The organism is Paenibacillus sp. 2TAB26 (assembly GCF_052115145.1).
GTDB lineage: Bacteria > Bacillota > Bacilli > Paenibacillales > Paenibacillaceae > Pristimantibacillus.
The window spans coordinates 156,923-174,177 of the sequence record NZ_JBFRGC010000014.1 but is presented as its reverse complement, the minus strand read 5'-3'; the positions used below and the strand labels follow the sequence as shown (position 1 = coordinate 174,177).

Annotated in this window: 15 protein-coding genes; 7 read left to right on the top strand and 8 right to left on the bottom strand. The window is 43.2% G+C overall.

Annotated features, from left to right (window positions below; all coding sequences use genetic code 11):
- Positions 1–121: 121 nt before the first annotated feature.
- Positions 122–625, bottom strand: a complete 504-nt coding sequence (locus tag AB4Z50_RS17790) for an ankyrin repeat domain-containing protein (RefSeq protein ID WP_441880939.1) — start codon at positions 623–625, stop codon at positions 122–124.
- 194 nt (positions 626–819) lie between these two features.
- Here AB4Z50_RS17790 and AB4Z50_RS17785 point away from each other — a divergent pair, with 194 nt between their 5' ends.
- Positions 820–1,239 carry a GNAT family N-acetyltransferase gene (locus tag AB4Z50_RS17785; RefSeq protein WP_441880938.1) on the top strand — a complete coding sequence of 140 codons (420 nt, stop codon included), beginning with the start codon at positions 820–822 and terminating at the stop codon, positions 1,237–1,239.
- Positions 1,240–1,398: 159 nt separating this feature from the next.
- Here AB4Z50_RS17785 and AB4Z50_RS17780 read toward each other — a convergent pair whose 3' ends face one another.
- The 4 genes from AB4Z50_RS17780 to AB4Z50_RS17765 form a co-directional block, all read right to left on the bottom strand.
- Positions 1,399–2,403, bottom strand: a complete 1,005-nt coding sequence (locus AB4Z50_RS17780; protein ID WP_441880960.1) for an alpha/beta fold hydrolase — start codon at positions 2,401–2,403, stop codon at positions 1,399–1,401.
- Positions 2,404–2,622: 219 nt separating this feature from the next.
- Positions 2,623–3,789 carry an MFS transporter gene (locus AB4Z50_RS17775; protein ID WP_339203852.1) on the bottom strand — a complete coding sequence of 389 codons (1,167 nt, stop codon included), beginning with the start codon at positions 3,787–3,789 and terminating at the stop codon, positions 2,623–2,625.
- A gap of 168 nt (positions 3,790–3,957) precedes the next feature.
- On the bottom strand, positions 3,958–6,864 hold the full coding sequence (gene uvrA, locus AB4Z50_RS17770; protein ID WP_441880937.1) for an excinuclease ABC subunit UvrA: 2,907 nt from the start codon (positions 6,862–6,864) through the stop codon (positions 3,958–3,960).
- A gap of 7 nt (positions 6,865–6,871) precedes the next feature.
- Complete coding sequence (locus AB4Z50_RS17765; protein ID WP_441880936.1) at positions 6,872–7,828, bottom strand: nucleotidyltransferase domain-containing protein; 957 nt, start codon at positions 7,826–7,828, stop codon at positions 6,872–6,874.
- A 238-nt stretch (positions 7,829–8,066) separates the two neighbouring features.
- Here AB4Z50_RS17765 and AB4Z50_RS17760 point away from each other — a divergent pair, with 238 nt between their 5' ends.
- Both AB4Z50_RS17760 and AB4Z50_RS17755 read left to right on the top strand, forming a co-directional pair.
- On the top strand, positions 8,067–9,575 hold the full coding sequence (locus AB4Z50_RS17760; RefSeq protein ID WP_441880935.1) for an S-layer homology domain-containing protein: 1,509 nt from the start codon (positions 8,067–8,069) through the stop codon (positions 9,573–9,575).
- A gap of 29 nt (positions 9,576–9,604) precedes the next feature.
- Positions 9,605–10,324 carry an ankyrin repeat domain-containing protein gene (locus tag AB4Z50_RS17755; protein WP_441880934.1) on the top strand — a complete coding sequence of 240 codons (720 nt, stop codon included), beginning with the start codon at positions 9,605–9,607 and terminating at the stop codon, positions 10,322–10,324.
- 62 nt (positions 10,325–10,386) lie between these two features.
- Here AB4Z50_RS17755 and AB4Z50_RS17750 read toward each other — a convergent pair whose 3' ends face one another.
- Together AB4Z50_RS17750 and AB4Z50_RS17745 are read right to left on the bottom strand one after the other, a co-directional pair.
- Positions 10,387–10,833, bottom strand: coding sequence for an acetyltransferase (locus AB4Z50_RS17750; protein ID WP_441880933.1), 447 nt, complete (start codon positions 10,831–10,833; stop codon positions 10,387–10,389).
- Between the two features lie 24 nt (positions 10,834–10,857).
- Positions 10,858–11,772: a GNAT family N-acetyltransferase gene (locus AB4Z50_RS17745; RefSeq protein WP_441880932.1), complete on the bottom strand. Its 915-nt coding sequence runs from the start codon at positions 11,770–11,772 to the stop codon at positions 10,858–10,860.
- Positions 11,773–12,074: 302 nt separating this feature from the next.
- Between AB4Z50_RS17745 and AB4Z50_RS17740 the strand changes: the two genes are divergently transcribed.
- The 4 genes from AB4Z50_RS17740 to AB4Z50_RS17725 all read left to right on the top strand — a co-directional run bounded on the left by AB4Z50_RS17740 (position 12,075) and on the right by AB4Z50_RS17725 (position 15,472).
- Positions 12,075–12,887 carry an alpha/beta fold hydrolase gene (locus AB4Z50_RS17740; protein WP_441880931.1) on the top strand — a complete coding sequence of 271 codons (813 nt, stop codon included), beginning with the start codon at positions 12,075–12,077 and terminating at the stop codon, positions 12,885–12,887.
- A 134-nt stretch (positions 12,888–13,021) separates the two neighbouring features.
- On the top strand, positions 13,022–13,456 hold the full coding sequence (locus AB4Z50_RS17735) for a YciI family protein (RefSeq protein WP_441880930.1): 435 nt from the start codon (positions 13,022–13,024) through the stop codon (positions 13,454–13,456).
- Positions 13,457–13,700: 244 nt separating this feature from the next.
- On the top strand, positions 13,701–14,357 hold the full coding sequence (locus AB4Z50_RS17730; RefSeq protein WP_441880929.1) for a transmembrane-type terpene cyclase: 657 nt from the start codon (positions 13,701–13,703) through the stop codon (positions 14,355–14,357).
- Between the two features lie 215 nt (positions 14,358–14,572).
- A complete protein-coding gene (locus AB4Z50_RS17725; protein ID WP_441880928.1) occupies positions 14,573–15,472 on the top strand; it encodes an SDR family oxidoreductase in 900 nt (299 codons plus the stop codon).
- A gap of 84 nt (positions 15,473–15,556) precedes the next feature.
- On the opposite strand, the gene AB4Z50_RS17720 is transcribed toward AB4Z50_RS17725, so the two are convergent.
- Complete coding sequence (locus AB4Z50_RS17720) at positions 15,557–17,242, bottom strand: response regulator transcription factor (protein WP_441880927.1); 1,686 nt, start codon at positions 17,240–17,242, stop codon at positions 15,557–15,559.
- Positions 17,243–17,255: the final 13 nt, after the last annotated feature.

Here is a 17,255-nt window from a genome sequence, read left to right as displayed (position 1 = left end):
TAACAGCATCATCTTGTAAATCTCGTTTTTTTCACTAGCCTATCCATCAGCAAGCTTTCTGCTCATTAATTATAGATTACCACAATTACTTACTTTGTTTATATGCAAGTATTTTCCAGACTCATAATCTACTGCGAAGAAACTCAGCCACATTATGGTTTCCTTGCTTGACTGCAAGAGACCAGGCAGTATTCCCTTCTCGATCTTCAGTGTTTAAATTTGCTCCATGCTCAAGCAATATGCGAATGATTTCAATATTATCATCATGAAAAGCTGCAGTATGCAAGCAAGTATGACCATTGCTGTCCAGAAGATTAGTATCGGCATGATGTTTCATAAACAAATTAATGAGATCTATATTTCTTTCGCCTGCTATTGCAGCATGCAAGGCTGTATTGGAGGGAATGAAAGAAATCTTGGAATGAGAAACTGCATTAATGTCAGCACCATAGTCAAGCAATACCTGTGCCGCTTCTTTATTGCCAAAATGTGCTGCGAAACCGAGTGGTGTAAGACCATCCTTATTTTCGGCATTTGCTAGGCTCGGGTCCGATTCTAATAAGCTATTTAGCTGAGTTCCTGACTGAATCGCTTGAAATAAATCTTCGATCAACGGACCATTCATTTTTTTTCCCACTCCATTTCAACTGGTTTCATTCTACAACATTACCAAACTTTAATAGACGATTTCAATTATAATAAAATACGTTTATAAACTATTTTTTACTGCTTCTATTTCTAACAATTGTGATAGATTAAAATAGATAGGTATTTTTGCTTGCATGAGGTAAATGCAGGGATTAGAGAGGCGTGTGAAGTATGGAATTATACATATCAAATGAATGGACTAACGATGATAAATCGTATGTTAGCAGCAATATGTTTGCTTTTAATTTAAAGCATTTTCCTGATGACCTTAAAGGTCGCTATCAGGAGGTGAATTTATTTCTCAAAAACGCTGATGGGCAAATTTTCGGCGGGCTTCTTAGCGAAATATGCTGGAACTGGATGCAGATTGAGTACTTATTTGTTGCGGACGAAATTCGTAAATCCGGGTATGGCAAGCAGCTTTTAGACGAGGCCGAAAAAATAGCTAAAGCGAAAAACTGTGATTTCATAAAGCTGGATACCTTAAGCTTTCAGGCGCTCGATTTTTACAAGAAGCAAGGTTTCGAGGTGTTTGGTTCGATACCGAATGCTGGCGGTTATACGCACTTTTATTTAAAAAAAGACCTTTAACCGCTTTGCTTTTCTAATTAGAGCGCCAGATTAAAAAACCTCCATCGAAAGATGGAGGGAACCTTGTCGAAACTGATTATAAGAAAAATAATAGGACGATGCTCCTCCCTCATCTTTCCTTCTTACCTAATAAATGAAGAATTGAAACATTCATGTCCTCTAGTGAGCAAGCTGCTTCCATATTTTATTGAGCCACTCCGCGAATAACGCTTTCTCTTCGAATTGCGGATAATGAGCGGATTGTTCAAACAGAACAAAATCTTTCACAGGAGCATGCAGCACGTCAAAATATTGTTTTGCAGCATTCACCGATGTCATATAATCATATTTCCCCATCACAAAATAACAAGGAATATCCAGTGTCTTCACTACATCAATAATATTATTGCTCGCTTCCTCAGCCAGCAGCATCTTTTGCGTTACAGAAATTCCTCTTAAATAGCGAACAACATCAAGCAAATTATACTCAGGCTGAAATAGAAATCCTTTGTAATAATCCATGTTGTCATCAATTAACCTTGCTGCACCGCCATATTTTCGAATGATCGATCTAGGCGTCGTTTCCTCCCCTTTTTCGATTGGTTCTCGAAGTGACTCTAATCTTTCCACTTCCTTGGTATTGTCAGCCAGCTTCGCCTGTTCTATAACGTATTGCAAACTATCCAATTCGCTCGTTACCGTATCAGCCACTTGCCCAATTCCGATATAAGCCGCAAACTTGTCAGGTGCTTTAGACACAGCTTTCATCCCAATGTATGTGCCAAAAGAATGACCGATGAGCAGCACTTTCTGTTGTCCAAATTTCGCGGTTACATAATCGGTCAACGCAAGCAGATCTTCAACAAGCACGTCAGTCGTTAGATTAGAATAGTCTTCATTAAAATGATAAGATTTCCCGCTCCCGCGCTGGTCATAATGTACAATTGTATAGTTTTTCTCAAGCAGATCTTGATATTTCCTTACATACGGAATTTCAGAACACCCCGGGCCGCCATGCACAAAAATGACAATCGGATTGCGTTTGTCTACTCCCCTAATCATCACTTCATGTCCAGTACCATTGATTTCAACTTGCTCTAACGTACTTATGCTGTTGTCACCTTTAATGCGAGGTGTCCACGTTGGGAATATCAATCCGACCAGAACAATCAGAACAATGATCATAATAGTGACCTTCCCTATTTTTATTATTTGCCTATTCAAGAGCTGGCTCCTTCAAAACGTTATTATCCTTTCATTATAAATGATTTCATTTTGACTTCATAATTAACGATTTCCTCGCTAAACTTTGCTGCTGTATGGAGATATGAAAAAAACGACATCGCTGTCGTTTCTCATGGCTATGATGATATAGATGTATCAAATTGAAAAAACTGATCACTATTATGATGCAGCTTCATCTGATGCAGAGAGCCTTTTTCCATAAACCCGATATAGAATGAGACCAAACAGCATGCCGACAAAAGATATGGCGGAAATAGACAAGTACAATGTTTTGCCTCCAAAGCTACCATACACGGCTCCACCTACATAGGAGGCTAAAATGCCTGAAACACCAAAAAACAGCAGCGCAAGCACCGTTTGACCTGTCGCGCGCCATTCGGTTGGYACTATTCGATAAAGATACTGAATAGCTGCTGAATAGAACACAGGGAAAGTCAACAGCTGTAAAATTTGCAAATACGCGAGTATGTGCGGATCGGTAATCCAAGCTGAGAGGAAAAACCGAAGGAAATAGAACACGGCTGAAAACGAAATAATAAGCAGCTCTTTACCTTTGCGCATCCACCAAAAGCTCAGAGCGAACACTACAATTTCACTGCCTGCTGCCAAGAAGAATGCTTGACCAACCAATTCGGTACTCCCGCCAAGCTCACGAATGTATACGCCAAGAAAGGTATCATTCATTCGTGCAGGGACGGAACAGATAAACACCAAGAGCAGAAACATTAGTGTCTCTTTGTTGCTAATAAAATGTTTGAGACTTTTTAAGGTAACCGGCTTGCCTGTCACAGGCGCATCGGGCATGATCCAACCTATAATAAAACTGATTAACCCGATTCCTCCAAAAAGCAGCGCCAAGCTATGTTCACCGAAATAAGAGATAACATAACCTGTAAGCAGCGCTGCTAAGGCATAACCCAAAGCGCCATAAGTACGAATAGATCCGTAGCTGGTTCCTGAAGATTCGGCAATTGTAAAATTCAAGCTTTCCGTTAATGGATCGATGGACATGAGAAAGAAGTACAGCAGCATAGCATACAAAATGAGCTGCGGATAACTGCTGGAATCATAAAGCAAATAACCAATTATGGTTGAGAAAAATAACAGTACCAACAATACTTTACGAATGGATTTGGTTCTATCGCTTATCATCCCCCATAAAGGTTGAGCGATGAGCGTAACAAATCCGCCTGTTCCTATAATGAAGCCAATTTGCGATGGACTTAGTCCTTGTACATCTAAATAAACCGGAAGGAATGAAATAAACATAGCCAGTAGTGCAAAATACAAAAAATTAAAGCCTCGTAATAAGTTTGATGCCTTCATAAAAGTTTAGTTCCTCCACTTGTTTCTTAAATATAGCTATCTCAATCTTTTATTCTACCATGAAATGAACTTTTATATGTGGCTCAAAATCAAAAAACGGCATCTCTGCCGTTTTTGTTTACCTACTTATACAGTTGAATTCATTTTCACCGCGACTTATATCATTGATCATGCAAGCTCTAGATTAAACGGTTCCCCAGCTACAAGCATCTCACGCAAAAACTTACCGGTAAGTGATCCTTGTGTCTTTGCTACCTCCTCAGGCGTACCGCATGCAACGACCATCCCACCGTTATTTCCACCTTCTGGTCCCATATCTATGATGTAGTCCGCTACTTTAATCATATCCAAATGATGTTCAATAACGACGACAGAATGGCCAGCGTCTACGAGCTGATGAAGGCAATCGATCAGCTTCTGAATATCCTGCAGATGCAAGCCCGTTGTCGGCTCGTCGAGAATATAAAGATTGTGGGACCCCCTAGTTAATTTACTGAGCTCCGTGGCGAGCTTAATCCGCTGAGCTTCTCCACCAGACAGCATCGTTGACGATTGCCCGAGTCGTAAATATCCTAGACCCAACTCATTCAAAACATTCAATTTATGCAAAATATAAGGTTGGTCAGAGAAAAACAAAGCCGCTTCCTCTATGCTCATCTCCAAAACCTGAGCAATGTTCTTCTCACGAATACGAACATCAAGAACTTCCTCGTTGAACCTAGCTCCTTGGCATACTGGACAAACGGATTCTACATCCGGCATAAACTGAAGCTGTGTCGTTACCATTCCTTCACCTTGGCAATTTTCGCATCTCCCCCCATTTTTCTGATTGAAGCTGAAATCGTTTTTGGTCAATGTATGTCCGCTTGCGCTAGCCGCCTTCGCATATAAATCACGAATTTTATCAAAGAAACCTACGTAAGTTGCCGGATTGGATCTTGTGCTTCTTCCGATCGGAGATTGATCAATGTTGATTGTGCCAGTTAAATGCTCATGCCCCGACAATGAATCATGCTCTCCAGGAACAATTCGCGCATCACGGATGACGGCATGAAGCTGCTTGCCGATCACTTCGTGGATGAGTGTGCTTTTGCCAGAACCAGAGACGCCTGTTATACAAACCATAACGCCAAGCGGAATGTCGACATTAACATTGCGCAAATTGTTCGCCCTCGCTCCTCGCAGCGATAAGGTCATCCCAGTTGGCTGTCTGCGTGTTGCCTGCACCTCAATACTCCGTTTGCGCGCCAAAAAAGAACCTGTGATGGAGTCTGGGTTGTCTCGAAGCTGTTCAGCCGTGCCCTCTGCCACTACATTTCCTCCATGCAAGCCTGGACCTGGACCGATTTCGATAATGTGATCGGCACTGCAGATCGTATCCATATCATGCTCCACAACAATAATTGTATTGCCGATATCACGAAGCTTTCTCAACGTGTCGATAATACGAATGGAGTCTCTCGCGTGCAAGCCGATACTCGGCTCGTCCAGCACGTAAAGCATCCCCATTAGTCCCGAACTAATTTGCGTAGAGAGACGAATTCGCTGTGCCTCACCGCCAGAAATTGTATCGGAGCGGCGTCCAAGACTTAAATAATCAAGCCCAATATCAAGCAGCAGGTTTAATCGCGATTGGATTTCGGAAGCAACCTGCTGACCCACATTAGCTTGCTGCTCCGCATACTTTACGGATGACAGAAATGCATTTAATTCAACAAGCGAATAGTTGCTTAGCTCATGAATGTCTGCGCCTCCTACCTTCACACGGAATCGCTGCGGCCGCAGCTTCTTCCCTTCACAATCGGGACAAGTATGCTCGACCATCACACGCTTATAAAACTCATCCTCACCTGTGGATTGTGTTTTACGTTTTAAGTATAGCTTGTACCACCAATTGATAATATGAACTAAACCAGCAAAGCTCATTAGCTTGCCAGCATGACGGAATTGCGACTTTGAGGCTTCCTCCCCAGGGAGGAAAGGGAATTTCTCACCTTTTGTACCGTACATCAGGATGTTCTTGATCTCCTCCGGCAAATCCATGTAAGGTGTATCCAAGCTGAACCCGTAATGGCTCGCAAGACTCCGTACGCTTGACCAATGCCAAGTGCCGGTGCTTGGACCAAGAAGCTTCGCATCAATTGCTCCTTTGTTAATGCTTTTGTCCGCGCTTTTAATCAGGAACCTAGCTTCGGCTCGCATAAACGTTCCAATACCGCCGCAAGTGCTGCAAGCACTGCTTGGATCGTTAAAAGAAAAGTAATTCGCGCGCAACTCTCCCATAGTAAGCTGATGCTCTGGACATGCAAAGCCCTGGTAGAACCGATCACGGTCGAGCTTCGTTTCCTCTGGAGTATTTGCGATATCGAATCGGATAAAACCTTCCCCGACCAGCTTTAAGCTGTTCTCAATTGTCTTCACAAGCGCCTTAAACGAATCCGGCTGGACAATAATCTTGTCGACAACAACTTCTATTCGGTAATCTGCCTCTTCATCCAGCTCGATCGTATCACTGAGACTATGCTTATTCCCGTCTATACGAATCATTCGAAACCCTTTGGAACGAATTTCATCGAAGGTTGTTTCATATTTTTCACCATAAATTTTATAAACCGGAGCAAGCACCTCAAGTTCTGTCCCGATTGGCAGCTGACGGATATGATCGATCATTTGTCCTGCTGATCTAATCGGTACGGGATGCTCACAGAATGGGCAGCAGGCTTCTCCAACCGATGCGAAGAGCAGCCTCATAAAATCATAAATATCCGTCATCGTACCAACGGTTGAACGCGGATTAACAATTCCTTTTTTTTGCTCGATAGCAATGACAGGGGACAGTCCAAACACAAAATCAACATCCGCTTTCTTAAGCTGGTTCATCCGACTCTTAGCAAACGTTGAAAGCGATTCCAAAAATCTACGTTGGCCTTCTCCATAAATCACATCAAACGCCAGCGACGACTTCCCCGATCCGCTGACACCCGTGATGACCGTCAGCTTGTCCCGCGGAATGTTCACGTCTATATTTTTTAAGTTGTTTTGTCTTGCACCCTTAACTTCAATAAACTGTCTCATAAGTTAATCACATCCCCCAGATTGGCTCATCGAATTCCTCATACAAATAAGCGGGCTCGAGCAGCATGATTCGGCTTTTCGGCGTCGCTTTTCTCTCCGATTCCAGCTTCATTAGAAGCCCTTTCTCAGCCAGCCAATCGCAAGCTGTTGCTATGGAGCCTGCATCAATATCAATAACCGTGCTGAACTTCATGACGATATCCGTCACGGTGCGAACGTCGCCTTCCTCTTTCAAGTATGCGAGCACTGGCTGAAACAAAAACTCCGCTCTTTCATCTAAATAATGGTTCACAAGCTCTATAGCTGCACGAACCTTCGGTTCGGTAACCTGTTCGCATACTAGCTCCGTGTAGACCTTGGTAAAAAAATCCGGATGATGTACCAATGCCTGCTGAACCGCCTCCCGCATCGGAACTTCCGCATGAAGCAGCACTTCGATTTGCGCCAGTACATCAATCATTTTGATCAACCAGAAAGCGCTGTAAGCTGCATCTTGCTTCACATACAGCCATTTCTCCGATTTGGAAAGCAGACTGAGCACATGACAGCCAAGACGTTGCAGTTGAAGCTGCCTGTCGCGATCGCCAACATAACGAATTTGTTCAAAATATTGCGTTATAGACTCATCCTTTGTGAACAGCAGTGTACTCCGTACAAGCATTGACTGCTGAAATGAGCCGCTGACGGAACGTTCCATCCACCTTTTAAACTCATTGCGCGTCTGAATGCTGGTGTTGATCGGAACATCATTTTCTACAAAACAAACATAACTGTTCTTTAGCTTCTGGTCGTGAACGATCAGCTTGAGGTCAATGTCTGATTTCTCCCATACTTGATCATAGGACAGGCTGCCGAAGAGTACTGCTGCAATGATCTGCTCATCCTGCTTAATTTTTTCGACAAATTGACTCAGTGACTCTATAAGCAGCTTCCTTTTGTCCTCACCGACTTTTTGCAATTCCATGAGCCTCCCCTTTCCGAACTTTAGACTATCTTCTATTAATATATACCAGAAATAGGATTAATCTATCAATTATAATATGTTTGTTCCATTTATTTGTTGGTCAATCTCTGAACATAATTTCGAGAATGTTTATGTGGATTTTATATTTTATTAATAACTGGTTTCTTGGGCGTTTAACTCTATCCTCTATTATAGAAACAGGCAATAACAAACGAAACGATCTGAGGAGGATTTACAAATGAGAAACTATAAGAAAAAAGCAGCAGCCCTTTTGGTTGCAGCTGCACTTGGAGCATCGACCATTCCGTATGCTGTTATGAACGTATCCGCAGCACCAGCAGTCATTACAAAAGTTTCTGCATCCTCACCATTATCCAATAAAGATATAGAAGCAGCTGTTAATGAGCTCGTAAAGCTTGGTGTTATGCAAGGTTATCCCGACCAATCCATGGGTACCCTAAACCCCATTAATCGTGCCGAACTTGCCAAAATGATCGTAAAAACTTTCCTTCTCGAAGACACTGCTCCAAATACAGTAACCTTAACGGATGTGAGTCCGAATGCTTGGTATGAAGATTATGCTGCAACGGTTGTAGCGCTTGGCATCATGCAAGCTGAGAACGGTCAATTTGGGCCTCGAGCTGTGGTCTCAGATGAAGAGCTGATTCAAGCCGTATCCAAAGCATTAAAGCGTGATCTCAAGTCCGTGAATGCATGGGCCAGTCCGTTCAGCTCTACGAATAATAACTTAACCCGCGGCGAAGCTGCTTATTTGTTGCAAACCGCTCACAAGGCTATTCCATCGGACCAAGCTAAAATCACAAACGTCCAAACGCTAAATGCCATTACCCTCATCGTGACTTTCGATAAACCGCTTACGACAACGGATGAAGAATTCACGAAGGCAAAAACAGATTTTGCATTTAACGATGGTCTTACTTTAACCAATATGCCGCGTCTAAAAACCGGTTCCATCGCAACCTATATCGTTCCTACTTCCGTTCAGCAAGCAGGCACAACCTATAATCTCACTTATAAAGGACAACATGCCGCTTCTTTTACTGGAAATGCAACGAAAGTAAATATGACAACAGCAAGCCAAGTAACAAATGATACGTTTGAGGTAGAAGCGCTGCAAGCAAACGGAGTAACTGACTATGGCTATATCATCTCAGCCTATAGCGGCGGTCGAGGTGCGAATGCATTCATCCTCGATGAGAACAACCAAGCAGGCGGCAAGACATTCCAAATCATTTCTTCAATGCAAGCTCGCCAAGTGACGATTACACCTGAAGGCGGTCAACCGATCATTGCGAAATATGTACCTTTCACACAATCAACAGATGGCAAGCAGGAGCCTAAATTCCGCCTTCCCGAAGGGCAAACATTGAAGCCGGGCGTGACTTATATGGTAACGTCAGATTGGGCTGCTATCGCGAACGCTTCCTTTGTAGCAAAAGAAATACCAACCTTGCAGTTAACTGGTGCTGAAGCTGCTAGTGAAACTTCGATTCTCTTGACTCTAGCACAAGACCCTGGAGATGAACTATTCTCTGGCCGCAGTGTTGAGTTAACGGCGCCAACTGGCGAGAAGATCGTTGCTTCCTATAAATATTCCAGCCGTAAAGGCGCAGTTGGCGTATTTGATTTGGCGAAAGACACGAAATTAACGCCAGGAACAACGTACACAGTAAAACCGATAGGCTCGTGGGCAACCGCCCAAGATGTTACAATGTCCTTAAAATAAATTAATTTCTGAGAAAGGATGGGTGTGTGATGTTGCGGTTAATTATAATCATGCTAGCTCTTATCATTTCGGGCTGTCAGGAAAATAATGATCAGGAATTAACAAATGATGAGCAGCATGCAGCCCAATCGGTGAACAACGAAATGGACAAGTTGAATAAAGCTTTGTTAGCAGCAGCAAAACAAGGAGATCGAGCGTCAATAACTAAGCTACTAGCCGAAGGTGCCGACATCAATGCGACCGACGATCAAGGCAGAACCTCTGCAATGATTGCAGTGCATACGAACCAGCTCGATGTGTTTAACCTCTTTATAGAAAAAGGAGCAAATATCAATATTCAAGACAGTCGCTATGACAACCCGCTCCTTTATTCAGGCGCAGAGGGGCTGATGGACTTCGTTCAAGCATCGATAGCTGCCGGCGCAGATACAACCATCACCAATCGCTTTGGCGGTACCGCACTCATTCCAGCTGCAGATCGTGGACATGTTGAGATTGTAAGGGAGCTGCTAACCACATCCGACGTCAATATCGATCATGTGAATCAGCTTGGATGGACCGCACTTCTTGAGGCTATTATTCTCGGGGATGGCGGAGCAGATCATCAGGCGATCGTGCGATTATTAATCGATCACGGCGCTAATGTAAATCTTGCGGATTCAGAAGGCGTAACCCCGCTGAAGCATGCCCAGAACCGGGGTTTTAAAGAAATGATTGAAGCCTTGCAGCAAGCTGGTGCACAGAAATAGCGGAACGATAATTTATACAAGAACAACCTACGTGGAGTGGGTTGTTCTTTTGTATATTTATTTCAACGCTTTAATACTAAGTGAAGTATCGGAAATGGTCGTCCTGAACTGTCTAGTTCAGAGCGTCCTTGCTGTACAAAACCATATCGTTTGTAGAAGGTGAATGCTCCTTCGTTTTGCTCATTGACATCGACTTGGAGACTGCTGCCTTTTAATGCTTCGGCATGTTTTATTAATCGACTGCCTATACCCCTTCCGTGGTTATCGGGGTGTACGAAAAGCATCTCGATCTTTGTTCCATCAAGCCCAATGAACCCTGTCGGTACTTTGTTTTCATTTACCTCTACCCAAATCTCAACTTCCTTTAACGCACCATTTTGAAGCATCTGATGATAGAATGCAATATCCTTATCTGTCAAAAATGTGTGCGTATGTCGCACAGCCTGATACCAAATATCCACTAATTTATCGTGATCGTTTTCTTGATAGGGAACAATTTTGTTTATCATAACTCATCCTCCGTATTCATTCACTCATTTGTCAGAGAGTTGTTTTAACCAGGAATAACTAATACTAACCTGCGAGAATCCAAGTGATTTATATAAACCTGCATCCGATGCGACATATACATTTTCAGCACCTAAAAGCCTGCATCTCCGCATTCCTTCCGTAAGTGCAATGCTTGCTAGTCCCATACGCCGGTAATCCGGATCTACACAAACAGGTTCAATATAGGCTGCTCGACTAAGATGATCATACCAGAACCCTGCATACGCAACAAAATTCCCTTCTTCATTTTCAATTACGATATTTATAGAAGGATCATATCCAGGTGCACTCTGCATATAGCCTGAATTCCATAAATCTTTGGGGTCCGGTTCGCCAGCATGATCAAAGCCCCGCCATAAAACGCGCAGCCTGCGTCCATCATCTTCTTTTTTCCGAATATTTCTTACTTGAAGTCCTTCAGGCAGCTTCAGATCAGGGAGCTCATCTACGATTGACCTGCCGGAGTAAACCTCATAGAGAGCAGCATCCCGTATATATCCTCTTTCTTCTAATAAAGCTTTCAATGCTTCATTGCTCTCATCCACATGAAACTCTATACTTTTCCGGCCATCTTCTTTTATTTCATATAAATTCGCTTCCGCGTATTCAATCATTTCCGAATACAGGAATGTATAATTCGGGTCTACATCCAAATATACCTCGCCTAGTTCGCTCTCGAAATGAGCAACTGCTACTATTTCTCCATCTTCTTCCCACAGTCCGATTTGTTCGAACACTCCAGCTTGTTTCAGTGGTACGATATTGGGATGAAAAACGATATATTCCCACCGGGCTGGCATAAATACATGACCAACAGACCATTTTCCAAATATATTTATCAGAAAATCTCTAACCCTGATAAAATCATCTTCTTTATAATGCCCGCACTCTATTCTCATTTGCTTACATTCCTCTCAAACTGCTATTCGGTTGCGCCTTTGACGATCTACAACTATTTAAGCATAGTTACTGCAAATCAGAGATACTAGGGATAAAATAGATATAAACAAATAATCCTGCGCTTTAGATAGCAAATCCCTTTCAATCCTTCATTTTATACAAGTTTACATAACCCTCGTTTTTGCTTTTAAACAGCAAGCAAAATATTTTTAAATTGTTTATGAAATGGTGTCGATATTCCCATCAGCGGTTCGTCGTCTTAATAAAGACATAAGGCTATTTATTCTAAGGAGGCAATCAAATGTATACCGCAACTTCTAAAGACGGAACCAAAATCGCATATGACAAAATGGGTAAAGGGCAAGCACTCCTATTAGTAGCGGGTGCTTTCAGTTACCGAAAATTCCCCGCACAAGTACAGCTAGCACAATTATTGAGCGAGCACTTTACGGTTTACAACTACGACCGCCGCGGCCGCGGCGATAGCGGCGATACACAGCCATATGACACAACCCATGAAATCGATGACCTTAAGGCGATGATTGAAGAGGCTGGCGGCTCAGCATATGTTTGGGGACTGTCATCTGGAGCAGTTCTCGCCCTACAGGCCGCTTCGAATGGAGCTAATATCACAAAACTGGTTTTACATGAGCCGCCATTTGTTGTCGATGCAGCAGATCGCAAAGCGCCGAAAGACTTTGCAGAACAGGTCATGAAGCTGATTGCACAAAATCGCCGTGCAGATGCCATCAAATATTTTATGACTAAAGGCATGGGAGCCCCCTCCTTTATAGTTGCCATGATGCGCATGATGCCAAGCGTTTGGTCTAACCTTATGGCTGTCGCTCATACACTCCCCTACGATGCAGCATTATTGGATAGCTTTATGGATGGAAAACCACTTCCTGCCAAGCTTTGGAGTACGGTTACAATGCCAACGCTGGTGATTGAAGGAACCGAAAGTCCAGCTTCACTGCGGCGGGGTGCCCAGGCCATTGCTAAGGTGCTCCCACATGCCCAGCTCGTTAGTAAAAAAGGGCTTGGACATACCAAGAAGCTCGACGCCAAACGAATCTCTGTGGAGCTTATCGCTTTTTTTAAGAACAATCACTAAATAAAAATAATAACGAATAGATGTAGATGAGATGTCGATCTATCGATGATTAATTCGTCGAATAAGTAGAAGCTGAATTATCGGACTTACTTCAATCGGTATAAGCTTTACTAAAAAATAGGAGGAATACACCTATGAGATTTATGATGATTGTAAAGGCTACAACAGATTCAGAGGCTGGAGTTATGCCAAGCTTGGAGCTCATTAATGCTATGCAGAAGTATAACGAGGAGTTGGTAAAAGCCGGTGTCTTGCTTGCTGCTGATGGACTGCTGCCAAGCTCCAGCGGCATTCGGATTTCTTATCCGGAACCAGGTGGCAAGCCGAAGGTGATAGACGGGCCGTTTACGGAAGCCAAAGAATTAATTGCCGGTTACACGTTGATTGAAGTCAAATCCAGAGAAGAAGCCGTTGAATGGGCCCTTCGTTTTCCGGATCCCCATGGATTTGGCCAAGGCGTAATTGAGCTCCGACAAGTATTCGAGGCAGAAGACTTAATGAACAATCCCGAAACCCTTGCAAAGGAAATGGAGCTTCGTAAACAAGTTGTCGACCAAAAGAATACGTGAATTCATCCTCTCTTCACCACGCTATTAATTTGTTAAAAACGCTAAGTTTTGAGAAAGGAGATCCTTGTCGATCTCCTTTTTCATTTTCCAACTAACAATAGCCTGGCTTCCCTTTGTGGGCATAACAATTCTTCTCTTTTTTCGTTCAAGGGTCTACAGGACATACTAATTTCATATAGATAGACAAGCTAGATGCCTGTACTAGTTGGGCGAATCATATTAGAAAGGATGCGATTGTCGTTATATGGAGCATCTGTTGCCTTTAAAAGTAGAGTTTCTTCTCATGTTTGGGGTAGCACTATTTTGGACGATCGTCTATATTCTCGTTATTTACAAAGGGTTTAAGGATCAAGCCTGTGGAATGCCGCTCGCCTGCATATGTGCAAATATTACTTGGGAATTTCTATTTACCTTTATTATGCCGTTTCACCCGCTTCAGCAAATCGGGACCTTAGTGTGGTTCTTGCTTGACTGCATTATTCTGCTTCAATTCCTCTACTATTCCAAAGGCACCTATCCTAAACGCGTTATTCACGCTTCTGTTTTCGCGCTGCTTGTAATCGCATTTCTGCTGCATTATGGTATGGCGGTTGAATTCCATGATAAGATGGGCATTTATTCGGCCTTTGGCATCAATCTGCTCATGTCGATTCTCTTCATCCGAATGCTGATGATCAAAGACTTGAAGGGACAATCCCTGTCTATCGCTTATTTCAAAATGATAGGCACTTTATTCGCCTCCATCCTCTGCTTCTCGCTCTTTCCGCAATCTCTACTATTGTTTATCATGTATGTTTTGATCCTTGTACTGGACATTGTTTATATCCTACTTGTTTATAGGCTTTCAATTAAAACCGTTCACAAACATACGATCAATAAAACACCGCATATCAATGCCTAATGCCTGCTAGCGGATTTCTGCGGAATAACCTTGCTCGGCAAATAATTGCTCGGCTGCATCAAGAATGATCGCTTTGCTTCGTGCAGTATCATAAGTCCTTTTCTTCTAAACAGCCATCTTTATAAACTCCCTCCAATATGCAAACTAACTAAGAGTTGCGTTTTAGTTGCTGGGTGAATACCCTATTGCAATGAACTCAAATGGAGGATACCATGATGATTCCGTTTTATCCCTATTATGGCTACGAAACAAAGTGCAAACAGGAGCCCCTAACCTTTCCGCCCCAGCATCAAGACAGGCAGCCTGGCCTTGAGTACAAAATGAACCCATTACCGATTTCCGACAATCCCGCATATAAAGGAAGTGGAAAGCTGTCCGGCAAAGTAGCTATCATTACTGGAGGAGACAGCGGAATTGGCCGAGCTGTTGCCATTGGCTTCGCCAAAGAGGGTGCTGATGTCGTTATCGTTTATTTGTACGAACGTCAAGACGCGCTTGCAACTCAGCAAATGGTAGCGCAATACGGTGGTCGCTGCCTGCTAATTGAAGGTGATCTCCGCAGGCCAGAGCTCTCCACAGAAATCATCAGAATAACACTCGAGCATTATGGAAAAATCAATTGCTTGGTGCTTAACCAAGGAGTCCAGTTTCCTCAGACGAGTATTTTGGACATATCGAATGAGCAGCTGGAAGATACTTATCGGACCAATATTTTTCCTCATTTCTATTTGACGAAAGCCGCGCTTCCATATCTTCATCCAGGAAGCACCATCATCAGCACAGCCTCCGTAACTGCTTATGCAGGTGCCCCGCTTCTGGTCGATTATTCTTCAACAAAAGGGGCAGTCGTATCTTTTACCCGTTCGTTATCGCTGCAGCTCGTTAATTGCGGGATACGCGTTAATGCTGTTGCACCGGGTCCGATATGGACACCTCTGACCGTCTCCAGCTATCCAGCTGAATATGTGCAAACATTTGGTGCCAATACGCCGATGAAACGCGCAGGACAGCCATTCGAGCTTGCTCCAACCTACATTTATTTAGCTTCAGACGATTCATCATTCGTTACAGGTCAGGTATTGCATGTCAATGGCGGAATCATGACAGATACTTAGTCTTCGCTGCCTTCTTATCTTTTCACAAAATAAGGGGCTGCTCCTCAAGTAGATTAACCTACTTGAGAAGCAGCCCCTTAGCATTTATGAATGCTTTAAATAATAGGAAGCCGTCATGGGACGTTTCTCACATTTCTTGCGATAGGTTACTGGACTAAGTCCCGTCACCTTCTTGAAAATTCGGCTGAAATGCTCAGGATTAACATACCCTACACTTTCTGCTACATCGTAAATTTTCAACCCGTTCTCTAGTCCTTCTTTCGCTTTTTCAATTCTTAAATTGGTTAAATAGTTGATAAAATTAATACCGATTTCTTTCGCAAATTGTTTGCTAAGATAACTGTCACTGACTCCGACCATGGCGCAAATCGTAGACAAATGCAAATCTTCATTAAAATGATTATCTAATATAGCTTTAGCTTTCGCTACAACAGGGCTCAGCCAAGCAGCTGTTTTGTCGAGCTTAGGATGCAGCTTATCATGCAAGGCATCAAGAAATAATTGCAGCCATTCCATGGTCTCCTCCCATGTCTCTATACTCCGGACATGCTCAACCGGTTGAGGAAATCTTTCATGCAGCTTATCCCACGACATTCCTCGCTCATGCATCAGCGTACCCGTTTCCCAGATCAAATCGCTGAGTGCTTTTTTGATAGGCTCAGGCGAGGATGGAAAGTATTCAAGCAGCAGCTTGAATCCGTGCTGCATGGACTGTTTCCATCGCATAGGGTCGGTATCTTTTAGCGCTTGCAGCAGCTCGAGCTTAAATGGCGCCCATGCTTCTTTCCAATTGTCCTTCTCTGCACCCATTGATCGTTCGGCTTCTGGATAGATCAAGTGATCATATCCTTGATAGTAACTAAGAAGGGAAAGCCRTTCAGCTTGACGGAACAAACGATTCCACTGCATCACTCCATTGGCAGAGTCACTGATACCGATCGATAAATGAAGATTCAAAAACTGCCGCAGCCTTATTTTTACATCCGTCAAGACAACTTGGGTCAAACTTCGAATTGCCATCGCACTGCATTGCTCAGGAAAGGTGAAATATAGGATATAGTTCCGTTCATCATGACGACAAACGCGGCATATTCCTTCATTCCTATCCGTGTTCGTTACGGTTCTAATGGTTTGCATAATAATTTGCTTCGTATGTTCGAAGTGAACCACTTGAGATAGTCTAATAAAGGCTACCTTCTGATTTTTCTCGCCCAACTGTTTCCGAACGATATTCAATCCTAATTTCAACTGTGAATCGAGTTCACAATCAGATGAGCTCAATCCATCTGACACCGACAGCTGGTGGAGCATGGAACAAACCATTTCGTCTTCATCTAAGGCAGACAATTCAGGTTCCGCAGCCTTGCTCCTCTGTCGCCTATTCAATTCCTCCACTGTCTTATTCAGCACTGGAGCAATATATTGTTCATCCAATTTCGCCTTTAGCATATAATCAAACGCCCCAAGCACAAATGAGTCTCTTACATAGCCATAGTCGCCGTATGCACTAAGCATAATAATAAGCGGCGGGCTCTCGAACGACACATCTCTAAGTGCTGCAAGAAGCTCCACACCATTCATGCGCGGCATCTTTATATCTGCGAAGATGATGTCGATATTCTGACGATCCTTTAGAAGATGCAATGCTTCTTCTCCGTCGCCCGCCTCTCCTGCAATTTCAATATCTGTTGAAGTTAAAGCGATATATTCCCGAAGCGCTAATCTGGCTAAAGGCTCGTCATCCACGATAAAGGCTTGGTATTTCGGCATCTTACTCCCCCTC